General features: G+C 34.6%; 18 protein-coding genes and 1 pseudogene. 5 read left to right on the plus strand and 14 right to left on the minus strand.

The annotated features are described in order from the left end of the window. Positions 1 to 125 precede the first annotated feature (125 nt). Genes F8162_RS21325 through F8162_RS21340 form a run of 4 tightly spaced genes read right to left on the minus strand, consistent with a single transcriptional unit; the run spans position 126 to position 678 of the window. The gene (locus F8162_RS21325) at positions 126 to 236 is read right to left on the minus strand and encodes a DUF3948 family protein (protein ID WP_001083699.1); all 111 of its coding nucleotides are present in this window, start codon (positions 234 to 236) and stop codon (positions 126 to 128) included. A 42-nt stretch (positions 237 to 278) separates the two neighbouring features. Beyond that, entirely contained in the window at positions 279 to 386 is a 108-nt protein-coding gene (locus F8162_RS21330; RefSeq protein ID WP_000664237.1) for a DUF3948 family protein, read from the minus strand. A 38-nt stretch (positions 387 to 424) separates the two neighbouring features. Continuing rightward, a complete protein-coding gene (locus F8162_RS21335; RefSeq protein ID WP_000664237.1) occupies positions 425 to 532 on the minus strand; it encodes a DUF3948 family protein in 108 nt (35 codons plus the stop codon). 38 nt (positions 533 to 570) lie between these two features. Further along, positions 571 to 678: a DUF3948 family protein gene (locus tag F8162_RS21340; RefSeq protein WP_000664237.1), complete on the minus strand. Its 108-nt coding sequence runs from the start codon at positions 676 to 678 to the stop codon at positions 571 to 573. 612 nt (positions 679 to 1,290) lie between these two features. Between F8162_RS21340 and F8162_RS21345 the strand changes: the two genes are divergently transcribed. Then, complete coding sequence (locus F8162_RS21345; RefSeq protein ID WP_151635520.1) at positions 1,291 to 2,163, plus strand: Cof-type HAD-IIB family hydrolase; 873 nt, start codon at positions 1,291 to 1,293, stop codon at positions 2,161 to 2,163. A gap of 35 nt (positions 2,164 to 2,198) precedes the next feature. Here the strand turns inward: F8162_RS21345 and F8162_RS21350 are convergent, their stop codons facing one another. From F8162_RS21350 to F8162_RS21375, 6 genes are all read right to left on the minus strand, one after another. Beyond that, positions 2,199 to 3,164: an ABC transporter ATP-binding protein gene (locus tag F8162_RS21350; protein WP_151635518.1), complete on the minus strand. Its 966-nt coding sequence runs from the start codon at positions 3,162 to 3,164 to the stop codon at positions 2,199 to 2,201. After that, positions 3,161 to 4,141, minus strand: coding sequence for an ABC transporter ATP-binding protein (locus F8162_RS21355; RefSeq protein ID WP_151635516.1), 981 nt, complete (start codon positions 4,139 to 4,141; stop codon positions 3,161 to 3,163). The genes F8162_RS21350 and F8162_RS21355 overlap by 4 nt, the downstream gene beginning before the upstream one ends. A gap of 10 nt (positions 4,142 to 4,151) precedes the next feature. Then, positions 4,152 to 5,075 carry an oligopeptide ABC transporter permease gene (gene opp4C, locus F8162_RS21360; protein ID WP_000447957.1) on the minus strand — a complete coding sequence of 308 codons (924 nt, stop codon included), beginning with the start codon at positions 5,073 to 5,075 and terminating at the stop codon, positions 4,152 to 4,154. Positions 5,076 to 5,087: 12 nt separating this feature from the next. Beyond that, on the minus strand, positions 5,088 to 6,044 hold the full coding sequence (locus tag F8162_RS21365) for an ABC transporter permease (protein ID WP_151635514.1): 957 nt from the start codon (positions 6,042 to 6,044) through the stop codon (positions 5,088 to 5,090). Between the two features lie 108 nt (positions 6,045 to 6,152). Further along, complete coding sequence (locus F8162_RS21370) at positions 6,153 to 7,880, minus strand: ABC transporter substrate-binding protein (protein ID WP_151635512.1); 1,728 nt, start codon at positions 7,878 to 7,880, stop codon at positions 6,153 to 6,155. 238 nt (positions 7,881 to 8,118) lie between these two features. Next, positions 8,119 to 9,822, minus strand: a complete 1,704-nt coding sequence (locus tag F8162_RS21375; protein ID WP_151635510.1) for an ABC transporter substrate-binding protein — start codon at positions 9,820 to 9,822, stop codon at positions 8,119 to 8,121. Between the two features lie 237 nt (positions 9,823 to 10,059). Between F8162_RS21375 and F8162_RS21380 the strand changes: the two genes are divergently transcribed. Then, positions 10,060 to 10,257, plus strand: coding sequence for a hypothetical protein (locus F8162_RS21380; RefSeq protein ID WP_000369259.1), 198 nt, complete (start codon positions 10,060 to 10,062; stop codon positions 10,255 to 10,257). A gap of 244 nt (positions 10,258 to 10,501) precedes the next feature. Here the strand turns inward: F8162_RS21380 and abc-f are convergent, their stop codons facing one another. Then, positions 10,502 to 12,382 carry a ribosomal protection-like ABC-F family protein gene (abc-f, locus tag F8162_RS21385; protein ID WP_151635508.1) on the minus strand — a complete coding sequence of 627 codons (1,881 nt, stop codon included), beginning with the start codon at positions 12,380 to 12,382 and terminating at the stop codon, positions 10,502 to 10,504. A 124-nt stretch (positions 12,383 to 12,506) separates the two neighbouring features. After that, positions 12,507 to 12,641, minus strand: coding sequence for an RAxF-45 family protein (locus F8162_RS21390; RefSeq protein ID WP_046956655.1), 135 nt, complete (start codon positions 12,639 to 12,641; stop codon positions 12,507 to 12,509). Positions 12,642 to 13,061: 420 nt separating this feature from the next. Between F8162_RS21390 and F8162_RS21395 the strand changes: the two genes are divergently transcribed. Further along, positions 13,062 to 13,190, plus strand: coding sequence for a spore coat protein B (locus tag F8162_RS21395; protein WP_151635506.1), 129 nt, complete (start codon positions 13,062 to 13,064; stop codon positions 13,188 to 13,190). A 32-nt stretch (positions 13,191 to 13,222) separates the two neighbouring features. Further along, the gene (locus tag F8162_RS21400) at positions 13,223 to 14,113 is read left to right on the plus strand and encodes a DUF4931 domain-containing protein (protein ID WP_151635504.1); all 891 of its coding nucleotides are present in this window, start codon (positions 13,223 to 13,225) and stop codon (positions 14,111 to 14,113) included. Between the two features lie 16 nt (positions 14,114 to 14,129). On the opposite strand, the gene F8162_RS21405 is transcribed toward F8162_RS21400, so the two are convergent. Further along, on the minus strand, positions 14,130 to 14,663 hold the full coding sequence (locus F8162_RS21405; protein ID WP_046956665.1) for a transglycosylase SLT domain-containing protein: 534 nt from the start codon (positions 14,661 to 14,663) through the stop codon (positions 14,130 to 14,132). Positions 14,664 to 14,914: 251 nt separating this feature from the next. Between F8162_RS21405 and F8162_RS21410 the strand changes: the two genes are divergently transcribed. Then, the gene (locus tag F8162_RS21410; protein ID WP_151635502.1) at positions 14,915 to 16,564 is read left to right on the plus strand and encodes a DUF2334 domain-containing protein; all 1,650 of its coding nucleotides are present in this window, start codon (positions 14,915 to 14,917) and stop codon (positions 16,562 to 16,564) included. A gap of 145 nt (positions 16,565 to 16,709) precedes the next feature. Here the strand turns inward: F8162_RS21410 and F8162_RS21415 are convergent. Then, positions 16,710 to 17,474 (minus strand): annotated as a pseudogene (locus tag F8162_RS21415) (TatD family hydrolase). Positions 17,475 to 17,599 lie beyond the last annotated feature (125 nt).

Below are 17,599 nucleotides of genomic sequence, written 5' to 3' on the forward strand. Positions count from 1 at the left end.
ATTACGGAAGGAATATTAATACTTGAAGGTATATATGAGAGGAAAATAAAAAAGACCCCAACATATTAACTACTTACTAATATGCTAGAGTCTTTATTTTTTTTGAATGATTGTATTTATATGTCTCATACTAATATATTTGCAAGGAATAGAATAAATGATGTTAATACTACCGCCCCACCTAATGATCCTAATAAATCTGTTTTTGTTACTTGTAACACTTGTTCACTGTTCATATTCCTCATTCTCCTTTCATTTTGTATGATTTAAAACCTTTATTATACTAATACACTTGATAGAAATACGATTAATGCCGTTAATACTACTGCTCCACTTGCTGATCCTACGAAGTCACCTTTTGTTACTTGTAATACTTGCTCTTTCATTTTGCATTCCCCTCTCTTTTTTTGTTACAAAACTTCTATTATACTAATACGCTTGATAGAAATACGATTAATGCCGTTAATACTACTGCTCCACTTGCTGATCCTACGAAGTCACCTTTTGTTACTTGTAATACTTGCTCTTTCATTTTGCATTCTCCTCTCTTTTTTTGTTACAAAACTTCTATTATACTAATACGCTTGATAGAAATACGATTAATGCTGTTAATACTACCGCTCCACTTGCTGATCCTACGAAGTCACCTTTTGTTACTTGTAATACTTGCTCTTTCATTTTATGTATCCTCCTCTTTAATAAGTTATCTATATGTAATTTCTAAGAAATGTTTATTTCATAGTTTTTATGTTAGCGTTACATTAAATTTAATAACGTAACGTTTGTAACATTAATGTAACATAACTATTGTTACATTGCAATATAATTACGTAAATTTTATTACACTTTTTTTACGTTTTTTTTATAAACACCCTTAAACACCCTTAAAAACCTTGTTTTAATGCACTTTCTACTAAGTTCATATTTGTAACGTTATTGTAATATTACAGTCATATAACGAAATATACCCATACTCCCCCTACTTTTGTTACAAATTAAAGTGCATATTCAAATGAATACGTTGGAGTCTATCAAATTTTCACTAACGATTTATGCGAGATAAAGTGAAACTTTAATTAGTGGGGGGCTTCATCCCCCCACTGATTATTAGTTGAACCAATCGGACTTTTATGGGCAGTTGCCCCCTCCACCTAAATTCTTTGCTTTCGCTGAATTTTGAGGTGGGGGTTTTACTGCCCATTAAAGCGGGATAAAATACCATCTTTCCAAGATAAGTTTATATGTTTCCTCCATATAACTATGTATAATAAAAGCAAAGAGGTGGTCATTTTGAAATTAATCGCATTAGATATGGATGGTACACTACTATCATCTAATCTTGAAATCTCCAAAGAGAACTTACAAGCTATCCAAACTGCAAAAGAGGCTGGCCATATAGTCATGATTTGTTCTGGTCGTGCAAAAGAGGATGCTTTAAAATTATTGGAAGAATATAAACTATCTCTTCCAGTTGGAGCAAGCAATGGGGCAATTGTTTATGTGGATGGAAAAGTAATTAACTCGCGTTGTTTACAAAACGATAAAGTATACAAGCTTGCAAAATTACTAGAATCTGAAGGTTTTCCTTATAAGCTATATACGAATAAAGGAGTTTATTCTCCATATACATGGCAAGATCAAGTCATGCAAGCGTTCGAAGAGAACAAGCATGCACTAGATGTTACACTCGAGGAACTTGAGAGAATTACAGAAAAACAAAAGAAATCAAACTTAATTACTGATTTCCAAAAAATCGAAGATGTTGTAAATAATCCAGAATTAGAAATATCTAAATTCTTCATTTTGACATTTAATGCAGCGCATCGTGCACAGCTATTAAGTACGTTACAAGAAGACACTGATATTTCAGTTACAGCATCAGCTCCTACTAATGTAGAAATTATGGATAAGCATGGTCATAAAGGGAACGGTCTACAAGAAATGGCTGCTTATTTCAATATACCAATTGAAGATACTATTGCAATTGGGGACAACTTTAATGATGTGCCAATGTTACAAGTAGCTGGCTTATCAGTTGCGATGGGAAATGCTGAGGAAGATGTAAAAAAACTATGTGATGTTGTAACATTAACAAACAATGAACATGGTGTTGCTCATGCAATCGAGCAATTTGTATTAAAACAAACTTCATCTAGTAAATAAAAAAAGGACTCTTTCCATTTGAAAGAGTCCTTTTTTTATACATGATGACAAGCAACAAAATGCTCCTCACCAACATTACGGAATTCTGGTACCGTTTGTTTACAAATATCTGTTGCAAACGGGCAACGTGTATGAAAACGACAACCCGAAGGTGGATTTGCTGGACTTGGAATGTCACCCTCTAGTATAATTCTCTCTCGCTTCACTGTTGGATCTGGTATTGGCACAGCCGATAACAATGCTTTTGTATACGGATGAAGTGGGTTCGTAAATAACTCATCACGCGGCGCTGTTTCCACAATCGTTCCTAAGTACATAATCCCAATTTTCGTACATAAGTGCTCTACCACGCTTAAATCATGTGAAATGAACAAATAGGATAATCCCTTTTTCTCCTGTAACTCACTAAATAAGTTAATGATTTGTGCTTGAATAGATACATCTAGTGCTGCCACAGGTTCGTCAGCTACAATGAATTCCGGGTTTAATACCATAGCTCTTGCGATAACGATACGCTGACGTTGTCCACCAGAAAACTCATGAGGGTACCGGTCAATATGATATGGGGCTAAGCCACATAACTCTAATACTTCTATCACTTTTTCACGAACATTTTCCTTCGTCGCTAGTCCGTGAGCCAACATCGGCTCACCAAGTGCTTCTCCAATTCTCATTCTCGGATTTAATGAGCTAAATGGATCTTGAAACACAAGCTGCATATTAGGACGATGTTTTCTCAATTCCTCCTTTGATAGAGAATGAACATCGTGTCCTTTAAACTTCACTTCCCCCTCCGTTTTTTGGACGAGACGTAAAATTGTTTTTCCTATCGTCGTTTTTCCACTTCCTGATTCACCAACGAGGCCGAACACTTCGCCTTTATTAATAGTAAAACTTACTCCATCAACTGCTTTTACATGTCCAACCGTTCTACTAAATACGCCGCCTTTAATAGGGAAATATGTTTTTAAGTTTTTTACTTCTAATAATGGTTCACTCATTGTTCTGCACGCTCCTCATATAACCAGCAAGCTACTTTATGATTCTCATCACGTACATTCAGATTTGGTGCTTCTTTTTTACATATTTCCATACAATGCTCACAACGACCGCTAAAGTAGCAAAATTCATCCAAACCGACTAAATTAGGAACTTGCCCTGGAATAGAATATAGTTTATCTATTCGTTTTCCCATCACTGGTTTTGATTTCAACAAACCTTTCGTATACGGATGTTTCGGATTTTGGAATATCTCTAATACCGGTGCTTCTTCAATAACTTTCCCGCCATACATAACGACAACGTAATCAGCCATTTCTGCTACAACACCTAAATCATGTGTAATTAATAAAATGGATGTTTTAAACTCCTCTTTTACTTGTCTTAATAAGTCTAATATTTGAGCTTGAATCGTAACATCAAGAGCCGTTGTCGGTTCATCAGCAATTAATAACTTAGGATTACAACTAAGTGCAACAGCAATCATAATACGTTGTAACATCCCACCACTCAGTTCGTGTGGGTAAGAATGGACAATTTCATCCGCACGAGCTATGCCGACTTTACGAATTAACTCAATTGCTTTCTTATACGCTTCGTTTTTACTAAGTAATTCATGCTCCCTTAACGTCTCTACAATTTGTTCCCCTACAGTGAAGACCGGATTCAGCGCTGTCATCGGTTCTTGGAAAATCATCGCAATATCATTGCCTCGTAAACTACGAAGCTCTTTCTCTTTCATTCCTAAAAGACTTTTTCCTTCATATAAAATATCTCCACCTACTACACTTCCTGATTCAGCAATAAGCCCCACAATAGATAAAGCTGTTACACTTTTCCCGCAACCTGATTCGCCTACAACACAAACCGTTTCACCTTCTCGAACTGTAAAACTAACATGATTTACAGCCTTCACTGTTCCTTCTTCTGTCTGAAAATGTGTTTGTAAGTCTTTCAGCTCTACTACCGCTTTACTCATACCTTCTCACCTACCGTCTCATCTTTGGATCTAACGCATCACGAAGTGCATCACCAAGTAAGTTAATTGATACAACTGTTATAAAGATTGCGAAACCAGGCGGAATCCATAACCATGGACGCTTTTGGAAATCAATTAATGAGTTAGCTGCGCTAATCATATTCCCCCATGATGGTGTAGGTGGGACGACGCCGAGACCTAAGTAGCTTAGTGCGGACTCACTTAGAATAGATCCAGCCACGCCCAAAGTTGCTACAACAATAAGCAACGGAAAGACGTTAGGAATTAAATGATGAATGATTTTCCGAGAATCTTTTAATCCTAATACATCTGCGGCTTGCATAAAGGCTTGCTCCCGCAATGTTAAAATTTGTCCTCTCACAAGGCGGGCAAGTCCTGGCCATCCTACTAAACTTAAAATAATCATTACAACATATAAACGGTACTCCGATGGTAATTTCCATTCTGATAAAATTGCTCCCATTATAATAAGTAGCGGTAATCCCGGAATGGACATTAACACATCCGCAACACGCATAATTAAATGATCCACAACCCCTCGATAAAAACCAGCAATTGCTCCTAATAAAGCTCCTAGTATAACGGATAATAGCATCGACGCTAAACCAATTGTCAATGAAATACGCCCTGCTTGCATAAGTCTAGTTAAAATATCCCGTCCCAACTGGTCTGTTCCAAGCCAATGTGACAGGCTGGGCGGTTTATTAATTTGTGTTACTTGTACTTTCCCATCAGCATACGGTGAAAAGATTGGACCGATAAAACTAAATAAAAACATAAATATTAAAACGTATAAGCCACACAATGCCATCTTATTTTTCTTAATTTTTTTATACGCTTGACGCCATGGTGATGATTCGTTTCTCTTTTTTCGTTCTTTCTTTTTCTCTATTATTGGTGTAATAGTCTCCATATCTTTCCCCCCTTACTTCAATCGAATTCTTGGATCAACAAACGCATATACAATATCAGCTAAGAAATTAGCCATAATTGTTAAACAAGAAAGGAACATCGTAAAGGCCATTAATACCGTATAATCACGGAAGTTTAATGCCTCTAATTGAATACTCCCAATCCCTGGCCAGTTAAAAATCTGTTCAATAATAATAGCCCCTGAAAATAAACCCGGTAATTCAAAAGCGAGTAATGTAATTGCTGGCAAAATTGCATTTTTCAATGCATGTTTATAAATAACGGTTCTTTCTTTTAAACCTTTTGCACGAGCAGTACGAATATAATCTTGCCTAACAACATCCAACATGCTGGTTCTAAAATATCTTGTTAACGACCCTACACCAAGAAGCGTTAAAATAAATACAGGTAGTACCATATGACGTAATACTTCTAATATGTATGCTATCCCTGTTGAGTTACTCCCAATATCAATCATGCCACCAATAGGTAATAACTTTAAATCAACTGCTAATAATTTAATTAAAAATAATCCGATAAAGAATGATGGAAATGACATTGCTGCAAATACACCGATTGTTACCAATCTATCAAACCAAGAGTGCTGCTTTGTTGCAGAAATAACCCCAATAATAAGAGCGATAATCCAAGTGAAAAATAAAGCGGCAACAGCGACGATAAATGTATTCCAAATAAATTTATTAAGTAATGAAGTTACAGGTTCTTGATACTGTAAAGAAAATCCAAAATCACCATGCAAAGCATTCACTAACCAATGAAAATACCTTTCAACAATTGGTTTATTTAAGCCGTATAATTCCCTTAATTCTTGGGCTCTCTCTGGTGTTAACTTTGGATTTGAATCAATATAATCTCCCGGCAAAAGTGCAAATAAGAAAAAAATAATAATAGATGTACCAAACAATGTAGGGATCATTTGAAGGAACCTACGAATGATATATGTTTTCACCTTTTGTCTCCCCAATCCTATTTACTTAAAAATAGAAGAACATTTTTTCAAAACAGCTACCATTCCATTGCTGTGTGAAAAAACGTCTTCTATTATTTAGGTCAACCCTTATTGTTCAATAGATAACACTGGTAAATTGGAACTAATGCCATCGTACTTTTCTGGATCAATTCCTTTTATACGTGCATTATGAGCATAAAGTAGTTTACGATAGTTTAATAAAATAACTGGTGGATCATCACTTAACTCTTTATACAGCTCTTTATAAATCGCTTTACGTTTTTCAATATCTGTCGTTCCTATACCTTTTACAATCAAATCATCTACTTTCGGATTATTATAACCCGTATCACTTTTTGGATTAGTTGATAAGTATTCACTTACAACTTCACTTGGATCACTAATTCCTGGTGTTGAAACTGCTGCTAAATCGTAGTCACCTTTTCCTACTTTTGAAAGCATCGTATTAAAGTCCATCAACTCAGGATTTAATTCAACACCAATTTCTTTATAACTTTCTTTTGCAATCGGAATAAAGATATCATTTGTTTTACCTGTATTTGATGCGTAGTATGTTAATTTTAATTTTTGACCATCTTTTTCACGAACCCCGTCAGAACCTACTTTCCAACCAGCTTCATCCAATAATTTTTTAGCCTTTTCTACGTCGTGTGGATACTTATTAATACCTTCTTCTGTATATGCCCATGAAACTGGCGCAATTGGTACGTTAGCAACAGATCCATATCCTTGTAAAGCTGTATCCACATACTTCTTACGGTCTAATCCATAAGTAAGTGCTTGACGTACCTTCTTATCCTTCAAATACGACTTCTTATTATTTACATAGATATAAGCAATATCACTTGATGATTCAAGATTAATATTTGCAAACTCTAATCCTTTTAATTGGTCTATATTCTCAGGGTTCGCTCTAAACCCACTATAGTCCAGTTCACCTGTTTGGAATAATTGGAATCCAGTATCACCTGATGTGATTTTGTAAATAAAGTTTTTGATTTTTGGTTTACCTGCATAATAATTTTCGTTAGCAACAAAGCGTACTTCTTGACCTGGAACATATTTTTCAAATTTATATGGACCCGCTGCAATTGGTTGCCCATATAATGCTTTTAAATAGTCTAAACTTGTATTTTGTTTATAATCTTTTCCATAATAAGCTTTTGATAGCACCGGGCCACCTAAATTCGTTAGCGCCTGTGAATTAACTTTTTCAGTTGTAATTTTAATTGTCTGTGGATCAACAACTTGAATTCCTTCAATAGAAGTTGCTTTTCCTTCTTTATATTCTTTCCCGCCTTTAACAGCATACTGAGCAATATCCAATCCACCTTCATACGCTTTATCATGAAGTAGTGTTAATGTAAATGCTACGTCATCCGCTGTTAAAGGCGATCCATCACTAAATTTTAAATTTTTACGTAAATGGAATGTATATGTTAACTGGTCAGAAGAAATATCCCATTTTTCTGCAAGATCCGGAATAGGTTTACTTTGTTTGTCTGTTGTTACTAATGACGCAAAAATAACAGACGTTACATTTCCATCCCAACCATTATCTTGGAAATACGGAAGGAAAACTCCCCCTGGCTTAGAAATGGCCGTAATAAAAGTATCTTTTCGTTGATTTGCTTTCTCTGGACTTTTCTTTTTATCTGTAGCTGGAATTGATTCAATCTTAGAGTCTTTTAAATCCTGCTTTTTTACCGGTTCTGTAGAAGCCGTATCCTCCTGTCCCCCACAAGCAGATAACACAAGCGAACTACTCAGTAATACCGAAAATACACCAGCCCATTTTTTTGTCTTTTTCTTCATTGTCCCCACCCTAACTGTTTAATAGTGATACCCTTTGAACTTATTAGCTTATGTATGCCTCCCACAGCATATTTATAGCCAATCGGAAAAGTCGGTTTTAATCGTAAAAAAATAGATGTTTTTGAGGGGTAACAATCCTATTCCGACCTTTCCGGTAGACTTTATGGTTATTAGCTTATATCGTCAGTTATATTTTGTCAATTCTTTCTAAATAAATATTTTGATAATTTTTTCAAAATTATTGTTCTATCTTTAATTTAGGTAAACTTAATAAAATACCGTTATAGTTATCTTCTTGTAACCCTTGAATTCGTGCATTATGTGCGGACACAACTTTGCTATTATTTAAGAAGATTACAGGCGGGTCTTCGCTTAATTCTTGATATAACTTTTTATAAATTTCTTTTCGCTTTTCAATATCCAACGTTTCTAATGCTTGCTTAGCTAATTCATCTACTTTTGGATTATAGTATCCATCATAATTTCGTTTACTTGTTGAAACAAACTCTTCAATCGTTCCACTCGGATCATCAATCATTGGCGTAGATACCATCGCTAAATCATAATCACCTTTTATCACTTTTGAAATCATCGTATTAAAGTCCATATATTCTGGGTTAAACTCTACACCAAGCTTTTTATAATCTTCTTTCATCACAGGAATCATTACATCATTTATTTTACTTGCTGATGAGGCAAAATAACTTACTTTCAATTTTTGTCCATCTTTTTCACGAATTCCATCCGAACCCGCTTTCCATCCAGCCTCATCCAGTAATTTCTTCGCCTTCTCTAAATTATAATCATATTTATTAATGCCCTCTTCTGTATACGCCCATGAAACTGGCGTAATCGGTACATTAACGAGTGACGCATATCCTTGGAAATACGTATCAATAACCTTTTGACGCTCTAATCCGTAAATAAATGCTTGGCGGACACGTTTATCTTTAAAGTATGGCTTCTTATAATTCATTTTAATGTAGCCATAAGAGCTTCCTGTATACACATTAATATTAGCAAAACCCAAATCTTTTAATTGTTCAATCGTCTCCACGTTTGTCGTAAAACCATCATAATCTACTTCTCCTGCTTGAAATTGTTGTAGCTTCGTATCACCTTTTGTAATTTTATAAATAAAATGCTCAATCTTCGGTTTTCCTTCAAAATAATTTTCATTTGCTACAAATCGAACTTCTTGACCAGGAATATATTTATCTAACTTATAAGCTCCTGCTCCCACCGGCTTCCCATACAACTCTTTTAAATACTCCAAGTGTCCTTGTTTATACTCTTTCCCGTAATAAGCTTTAGATATAACTTCTCCACCGATTAATGATAATGTTTGAGCATTTACCTTTTCAGTCGTAATCGTAATTGTTTTCGGATCAATGACTTGAATCCCCTCAATAGAATTTGCTTTTCCTTCTTTATATGCTTGCCCACCTTTTATTACTGTTTGGCTTATATCAGTCGCACCACTATAAGTAGGATCATGTAATAACGTTAACGTAAATGCTACATCCTCCGCAGTTAACGGTGAACCATCACTAAACTTTAAATCATCTTTCAAATGGAACGTATATGTAAGCTGATCCTCCGAAATATCCCACTTCTTCGCCAAAATAGGAATTGGTTTCCCTTCCTTATCTAGTCCAACAAGAGGCGCAAATATAGCTTGCGTTATATTACCATCCCATCCATTCTCCATAAAGTGCGGAAGGAATATCCCTCCAGGACTCGGCATTCCAACTACAAAAGTATCTTTTCTTTCATTTACTTTTGTAGGATTTTTTGATTTGTCACTTGCCTTAATAAATTCATCTTTTACTTTTGGTACGTTCCCCGCTTCATTTGTACTTGCTTCCTCTTGACCACATCCGGCTAGTAACACTGATACACTAAGAAATGTAGCAAGTACTCCTTTAAAAGCATTTTTCATCGCACTCTCACCTTTACCTTCCTGATTTTTAACAATGTAGGAACATAGACCTCATTCCTGTAACTATCTTTATTTTTCCTATAAAAATAGTATGAATTAATTTCAAGATTATTCCTTTCCTTTAAACATGTCAATCGTTCTCTTTTATTTCGTATTAAAAAATTAAAAATTCACTTCTATTCGTTCGGTATGAAACATAGAATACTAATAACCAATTACCAAAAAGGGGGCGAAAACATGGACAACCTATTCCAATACGTCCTGCACTACGTATTATTAACAATTATGATAGTCGGGGCTCTATTACTATTCCCATTCTTCCCAAAGTTCGTCCTCTTTTTAGCTTTTTTTATTATGCTCGGGATCGCTATTATCATTTCAACAAGGGAAGATACCACACAAAAAGAAAGCAGAGTTCAGCGTGTAAAGCTGTAACTCTGTTTTTTTGTTTTCAATCATGGTTCGCTGTTTCACATACTTATGTCTCGGGAAATAAGTAACCGATCCAAAAAGCTCCTAATATCATTTATGTTTTACAATCTATGCAAATTACGGAACAAAGATGTATCAAATTACTGTTTCACGTGAAACACAATTTTCATTTTTCTCTTAAAGTAAAATATCAATATAAAAAAGCGAATTCCTTCAGCAAAACTGAAAGGAATTCGCTTTCTACTTTTTACTCCGCTATATTCTCTAACTCATTATACAACTCCGCTCGTAACAACTCTTTCTTCGTTTTTTCTTCATACAATTGTTCAAGCATTTCAGCATCAACTACATGTTCCATCTTACACTCAAGCGTATAGATATCTTCTTCTACATGCATTAACTCTGTTTCAATCTCCACAACATTCCTAACTTCTTTCTTTTTTATAGGAGCTGTTTCAATCCTTTTTCTTCCTTGGCGTTGCTGCTTTATTGCTTGTGTCTCAAGTTTTTCTTCCCACTTTTGACGCGCCCATGCATAGTTCCCTGCAAACTCAAATAATTTACGATCATCAATCCAATACGTCTTTTCAAATAACTTATTTAAAAAATAACGATCATGTGAAACAGCTAGAATCGTCCCATTATATTGCTCAAGAGCTTCCTCTAAAACTTCCCTTGATTCAATGTCGAGATGGTTTGTCGGCTCATCTAAAATTAAAAAATTGATATCTTGATACATAAGTTGCGCAAGCCTTAATCTCATTTTTTCTCCACCACTCAGTTGCGTTACTTTCTTAAACACCCCTGGACCATAAAATAAAAACTTAGCTAATATATGTCTCGCTTCTCCCTCTGTTACAGCTACATATTCCCTGAAAGCTTCTAATACATTACTCTTCACATTTCCGTACGCATGCTGTGATAAATAACCGATTTTCACACTGCTACCAATTCGAATTTCACCAGCGTCTGGTTCTATTTCTTCTAATAATAATTTTAGTAGCGTTGTCTTTCCTGTACCATTACGACCGACAATCGCCGCACGCTCTTGAAAACGAACATGTAAATTCGCTTCGTTAAATAAAGGATGGTCAGCAAACCCTTTACTCACTTCTTTCATTACAACAACATCTTTCCCACTTCTCTCTTGCCCTTCAAACTGAAGTCCCATTTGTTTTCGTTCTAAAATAGGTTTCTTTAGTTTCTCCATACGTTCCAGTGCGCGTTCCATACTTCTCGCTCTCTTATGCAATCCTTCATTCGGAGGATTCGCCTGATTTGCCCATTCACGTAGTCGCTTAATTGCTTCTTTCATTTTCTTTATTTTCTTTTGCTGTTCTTGATAAGCCTGGAACTCCTGAAGCAACCGTTCTTCCTTTTCCTCAACAAACTGAGAATAGTTTGTATGATACACGTGAATCTCTCCATCTTCTAAATCAAAAATCTTCGTTACAACTTCATCAAGGAAATAACGATCATGTGAAATGACCATAACCGTTCCATTGTATTCTTTTAAAAATTGCTCTAGCCATTCTACGGCGAATAAATCTAAATGATTGGTTGGTTCATCTAATAAAAGTAAATCTGGTTTCTGCAATAGCATGTATGCAAGGCTTACCTTTGTTTGTTCCCCACCACTTAACTCCAGAAATAATCGAGGAAATAGTTCTGTCACCTGTAGACCATTTGCTACCTTCATCAAATTCGCTTCTATTTCATAACCACCAAGGAACGCAAACTTTTCTTGAATTACTCCGTATCTCTCCATTAATTTTTGTAAAGCAGACGGTTCTCGTTCTTCCGCCATATTTTTTTCTAAAGTACGCATTTCTCTTTCTAATTCCTTTTCTGCTTTAAAAGCCGAACTCAGTACATCATATACAGTCATATCCTCATCAAATTTCGGAATTTGTACCACATGACCAATACGTGTACCTTTCTTCATATGAATGGCTCCTGCATCTAAACTTTCCATTCCAGTTAGAAGCTGAAAGATTGTTGTCTTCCCACTACCGTTACGACCAACTAATCCAACACGTTCACCATTCTTTATTTCAAGCGATATATTTTCAAATATGATGTTTCCACCAAAAGATTTCGTTACATTATTTACACTACAAATTGTCATTTTCCGTACTCCTTTCAATATAAAAAACCATGGGAAAGAAACATTCCCCATGGTTTTCGACATAGAAAAAGGAAGCCAAATAGCTCCCTTTTCACACGTTTATTAAAAATGGGTGAAGAGATTTCTATCGTTCAATAGCTACTATGCAATTGTTAAAAAAGGACAGACGTATCCCGTTAACAACTACATCATGAAAAATCGCACGACAAAAATAGATATAATCTAAAAATTTGGCACGCGCAGCTAAAGAACGTTTCATCTCATTCACCTCTTTCGTACGGAATTTAATACTTACTTCTTTATTATACTTTCCCATTTCATGTTTGAATAGTCATTTTTCTGAAAATAATGAAGATAGACTAAACATTTCAATAAGTGACATCAAATCTTACAAAACTGTTATGTTCACGTAATAGAAAGCGATAGTACGAAAAGATGCCTCCCTATACAATAAAGATGTAAACAAGAGCGACAACAAAAGGAGGAAACAAACATGATGAAAGAAATCGTAAAAGCAATCTTTGAGGTATTAGTGAACGGACAAGCAGTTGTAAAAGAACTAAACGAACTATAAAAAGGAGTGAAAGAATATGATGAACATGGTAAAAATGATTTTACACGCTCTAGTTGATGCAAAAGCAGTTAGCCAAGAATTAAACCAACAATAAAAAAGGGGTCCATGAATATGAAGAAAGCCATTATTGTAATCGCCAGTACAGCAATTGCCTTATACACAATAAAAAATAGAAAAAAGAAGCAAAATAAAAACGATCTATATTATCCATACACATTATTAAAGAAAAAGTAAAAGACAAGGTACCCTATCTTAATGAGGATATCTTGTCTTTTATTTTTCCTATTCCCTTTAAAGGATTTTCTTCTCCTTTTCCCGAATGTATTAAGCGGGATTTTTACACATATTTTAAAGGGGCATATATACAAATGGATACACAACAACTATACTTTTTAAACGATATCGGCAAACAAAAACCAGAAAGCATTCGAAATAGAAGCGCTGCATGTCCTTTTTGTGACAGAGAAAATTTGACGGATATTTTAGCAAATGAAGACTCAATTATTTGGCTAAAAAACAAATTTCCTACATTAAAAGATACACTTCAAACAGTGCTAATCGAAACAGATAATTGTGAAGACCATATTGCGACATATACAGAAGAACATATGAGATCGCTAATTCGTTTCTCCATTCAACATTGGTTAGACTTACAGAAAAATGAAGAATTCACATCTGTGATTTTATACAAAAATCATGGTCCATTCTCAGGCGGGAGTTTGCATCATGCACACATGCAGATTATCGGAATGAAATATGTAGACTATCTCGGTAACGTAGAACCGGACAACTTCCGAGGAGTCATTGTACAAAAAAACGAACGCATTGAACTCAATATTTCAGATCGTCCTATTATCGGTTTTACTGAATTTAATATCATCATTGAAGATGTTAAATTCATAGATGAACTAGCAAATTATATTCAGCAAACTGTACGTTACATACTGACAGATTTCCATAAAGGATGTAGTAGTTATAACTTATTCTTCTATTACTTAAATGGAAAAATCATTTGTAAAGTTGTTCCTAGGTTTGTCGTTTCACCATTGTATGTAGGATATAAAATACCGCAAGTTTCTACAAAACTAGAAGACGTGAAAATACAACTAGCGGCGTATTTCACAAAACAAGACGACGCAATTAGCCACAAAAAATAGAGTAGGTATAGAAAACCTACTCTTTTATTACACCTTTATTTCGATAGTACACATCTTCTAATCCGATGTTATACTTCATGTTATTATCCGTCCACTCTGGACCCAGGTTACCTGGCCATCCAGATGTATTTGCTACATATTTTAGTAATGCAAAATCCGTCAAACCTTTCTGCACCCCGCGCTTATACCCTTTCATTAAATGCGGCATTGCAATTTGCGCATTTGTGCGCGGATCTTTCAACTCTTCATCAGTTAAATGATCTGGTGCAAGTCCACCACCACGGTGCAATTGAAACAATCCGAATGAAGTTCCGTTATCTCCAACACTTCTTGGATTTAACCGGCTTTCATGTTCGGCAATTGTAAGAGGTATCCATTCTGGAAGATTGACTTTCTTTGCTTCCTCTATAATAATTTGTTTCATCTGTTTTGCTTCTTCTGAGTCAACATAGCTTGTCTCATTCACTAACTTGCCCATTCCTTCAGACTTTCCTTGGAAATATAAGTACACCCCAAGAACAACTAAAAACCCTACAAAGAATTTCTTCACTACCACTACCTCTTTCTCCGCTGAAATTTGTCCCCTTTCAGCCTTCTTCCCTTTACAATTACCCACATTCTATCATTCTCTTACCCTTTTATCATAGCAAATAACTATGTATATTATCATCATGCTTTAGACCGATTTTGTGAAAAAACAGCTGGTAAATACGTGCAAAAATGTAGCTTTCATAGACTGAAACGCTTTTTTTGTATATAATTGTAAATTGAATTCTAAATATAAACTAGGAGAATAATAATATGAAAAAATGGTTGCTACTCTTATTTAGTTTACTACTATTAATTCCTGTCCCTATTTCCGCACAACAAAACGAAAATCCAAAGGTCCTTATTTTATACAGTTCAAACGATGATCAAATTACAAATGATACCCAAATACTTAATACACAAGTAGGGCATTTTACTAATAACATAACAATAAAAAGCATAAGACAGTTAGCTGAAATAACTGATAAATCTTCATATACACATGTTATTTACCTAGGTGAAAAACAAGAAGAACTTTCTACTGAAACAAAAGAATTTCTAGAAAGTTTCTCAGGGCCACTACTAGTTTTAGGTCAAAATATAGAACAATTATCCAATCGTTTTTCATTTATCACACTTAAAAATGAAGATATAAACTCTAATACAATTGAATATCCAACACGTAAACTAAAGAATACATTAGAGGACGAACGATCCATTAAAAACCTTGATACAAATGGAACAATTCTTGCCAATGCTTTAAAAGCAAATACTACTTATCCATTAATTGTGCAACAAAATCATTCTTATTATGTTGCAACGCCAAATCTCTTTGACTGGATGTCTCATTACGTCGGCGAAATGTTATTTTCTTACTTCGGACAAAAGCCAACGACAAATAAATTGGAAGCTTATTTACGTCTTGAGGACGTTCATCCAGCCGCAGATATAAATCAATTAAAAGAAATTGCTGAATTACTAAAAGAGAAAAAAATGCCATACATGATCACTGTTATTCCTGTATATACCGATCCAGAGACAAGTAAAACACTGCATTTAAAAGATAAACCCGAACTAGTCAATCTTTTACGCTCTATGCAAGATGATGGTGCAGCAATTATTATGCACGGTTATACTCACCAATTTTATGATAGTGAAACTGGTGAAGGTTTTGAATTTTGGGACGTAAAAACAGACCAACCAATTCGTCAACCGAAGCATGAAAAACCAAAAACAAAAGATGATTTCCCTAATATAGAGGCATATAATGCATACGTAAAAAAAGGGGAAGAATTTGAAGAAAAATATACGACTGATCATATTGAAAAAGGGATTCAAGAGCTTGTAGATGCCAAACTATATCCTGTCGCATTTGAAGCACCTCATTACACAATGTCTCAAAAAGGATATGAAATATTATCAAGGTACTTTTCAACTTATGTAGGACAACTACAGTTAAGTGATACAACTTGGAAATCCATGCACTCTCCAGCATACAGAAGTACACCATCATTTTTACATGGCATGAAATTAATGCCTGAAACAGTTGGATTTATCGAAGAAGATAAACCACACGCTATTGCTAAAATGAAAGAAAATGCTGTATCCGTTGCCAAATTATCCGATGGAGTTATTGGTGCATTCTATCATCCTTACTTAGGTGTGAAACCATTAAAAGAAGTATTAAAGAATCTAGAAAGCATCCCAAATATAGAATGGATTGATTTACAAAAAGAAACAAATGAAGTGAAAATGAAAGATATTCATATCACTACTAATAAAGATGGCATTCACGTTGAAAAACCAACAAGTGCAAGTGACGTAATGGATTATGTAAAACAATATGGATTCTTCCTTATACTTGGTTTCTTCGTCATTGTCTTTCTATTATTATTAAAACGCGCGAAAAAATTAGAGTCTTAATACAAAACCACCAAGCAGAATGCTTGGTGGTTTTTTTAACTTAAACCAAAACGCGGCATATTATTAATAACCCATTGATAATTTTCATAAATCATAGAAAATATTAGAAAAAATATCCATAATAAAAAGGATAAGAGTAACGCTCCTATCCTTCCAAATAAAATTGAATTGTATTTTCATATATCTTTTTCGCAACCTTATCAACAGACATGTTTTTTATAACACTGATTTCCTTAAGTACCTCTCCAATCATTCTCGGATGCGTCATAACATCTTCTTGAAATTCCCATGGTCCATCTGTTTCTACCATCATATATTCAAGTGGATAATACGAAACGATTTTTCTAATTTTCTCCTTATGTAAAACATCTGGCGTGATAGAAATGTAATAACCGTTCCTCATCATCCTTTTCATTGTTGCTTCACTTCCTTTAAACCAATGAAAATGTGCACGTAAAACTTTATATTTCTCCAGTAAATCACATACAATATCAGCATCTTCATACACGGCATGCAATATAATTGGTAAATCATATTTACTAGCTAGTTCAACAAATCGTTGTAACACCGATATATGTGAATTGATAGCAATGTACTCATCTTCTTTTCTTACATAATACGGTAAGCCTACTTCACCAATCGCAACTATGTCCTCTACATGATCTTCAATTAATTTATAAATTTGCTCACATTCTTCTTTATAAATCAGTTGCTCTGGATGAAAACCGATTGCTGGATGTACAAAAGGATATCTCTTTGCTAAAGATAAAGTTTCTTTACATGATTAATAATTCATAGATACCGCAATAAGCCCCTTTATCTCTTTACTATTTTCCACATCTTTAAGTAATCTACTTCTCTCTCCATCCTTATATTGGTCAACATGTATATGGCTATCAATCCATTTCATATTTATTCCCCCATAAAAAAAACAAGAAAGGATCTCCCTTCTTGTTTTTTCATCTATATTATTTAACAATTAAGTTTGTTATGATATCAAATAATCCAATACATACTACGGCAACAGTAAAGTAG

The organism is Bacillus sp. CH140a_4T, assembly GCF_008923725.1.
Classification (GTDB): Bacteria; Bacillota; Bacilli; order Bacillales; family Bacillaceae_G; genus Bacillus_A.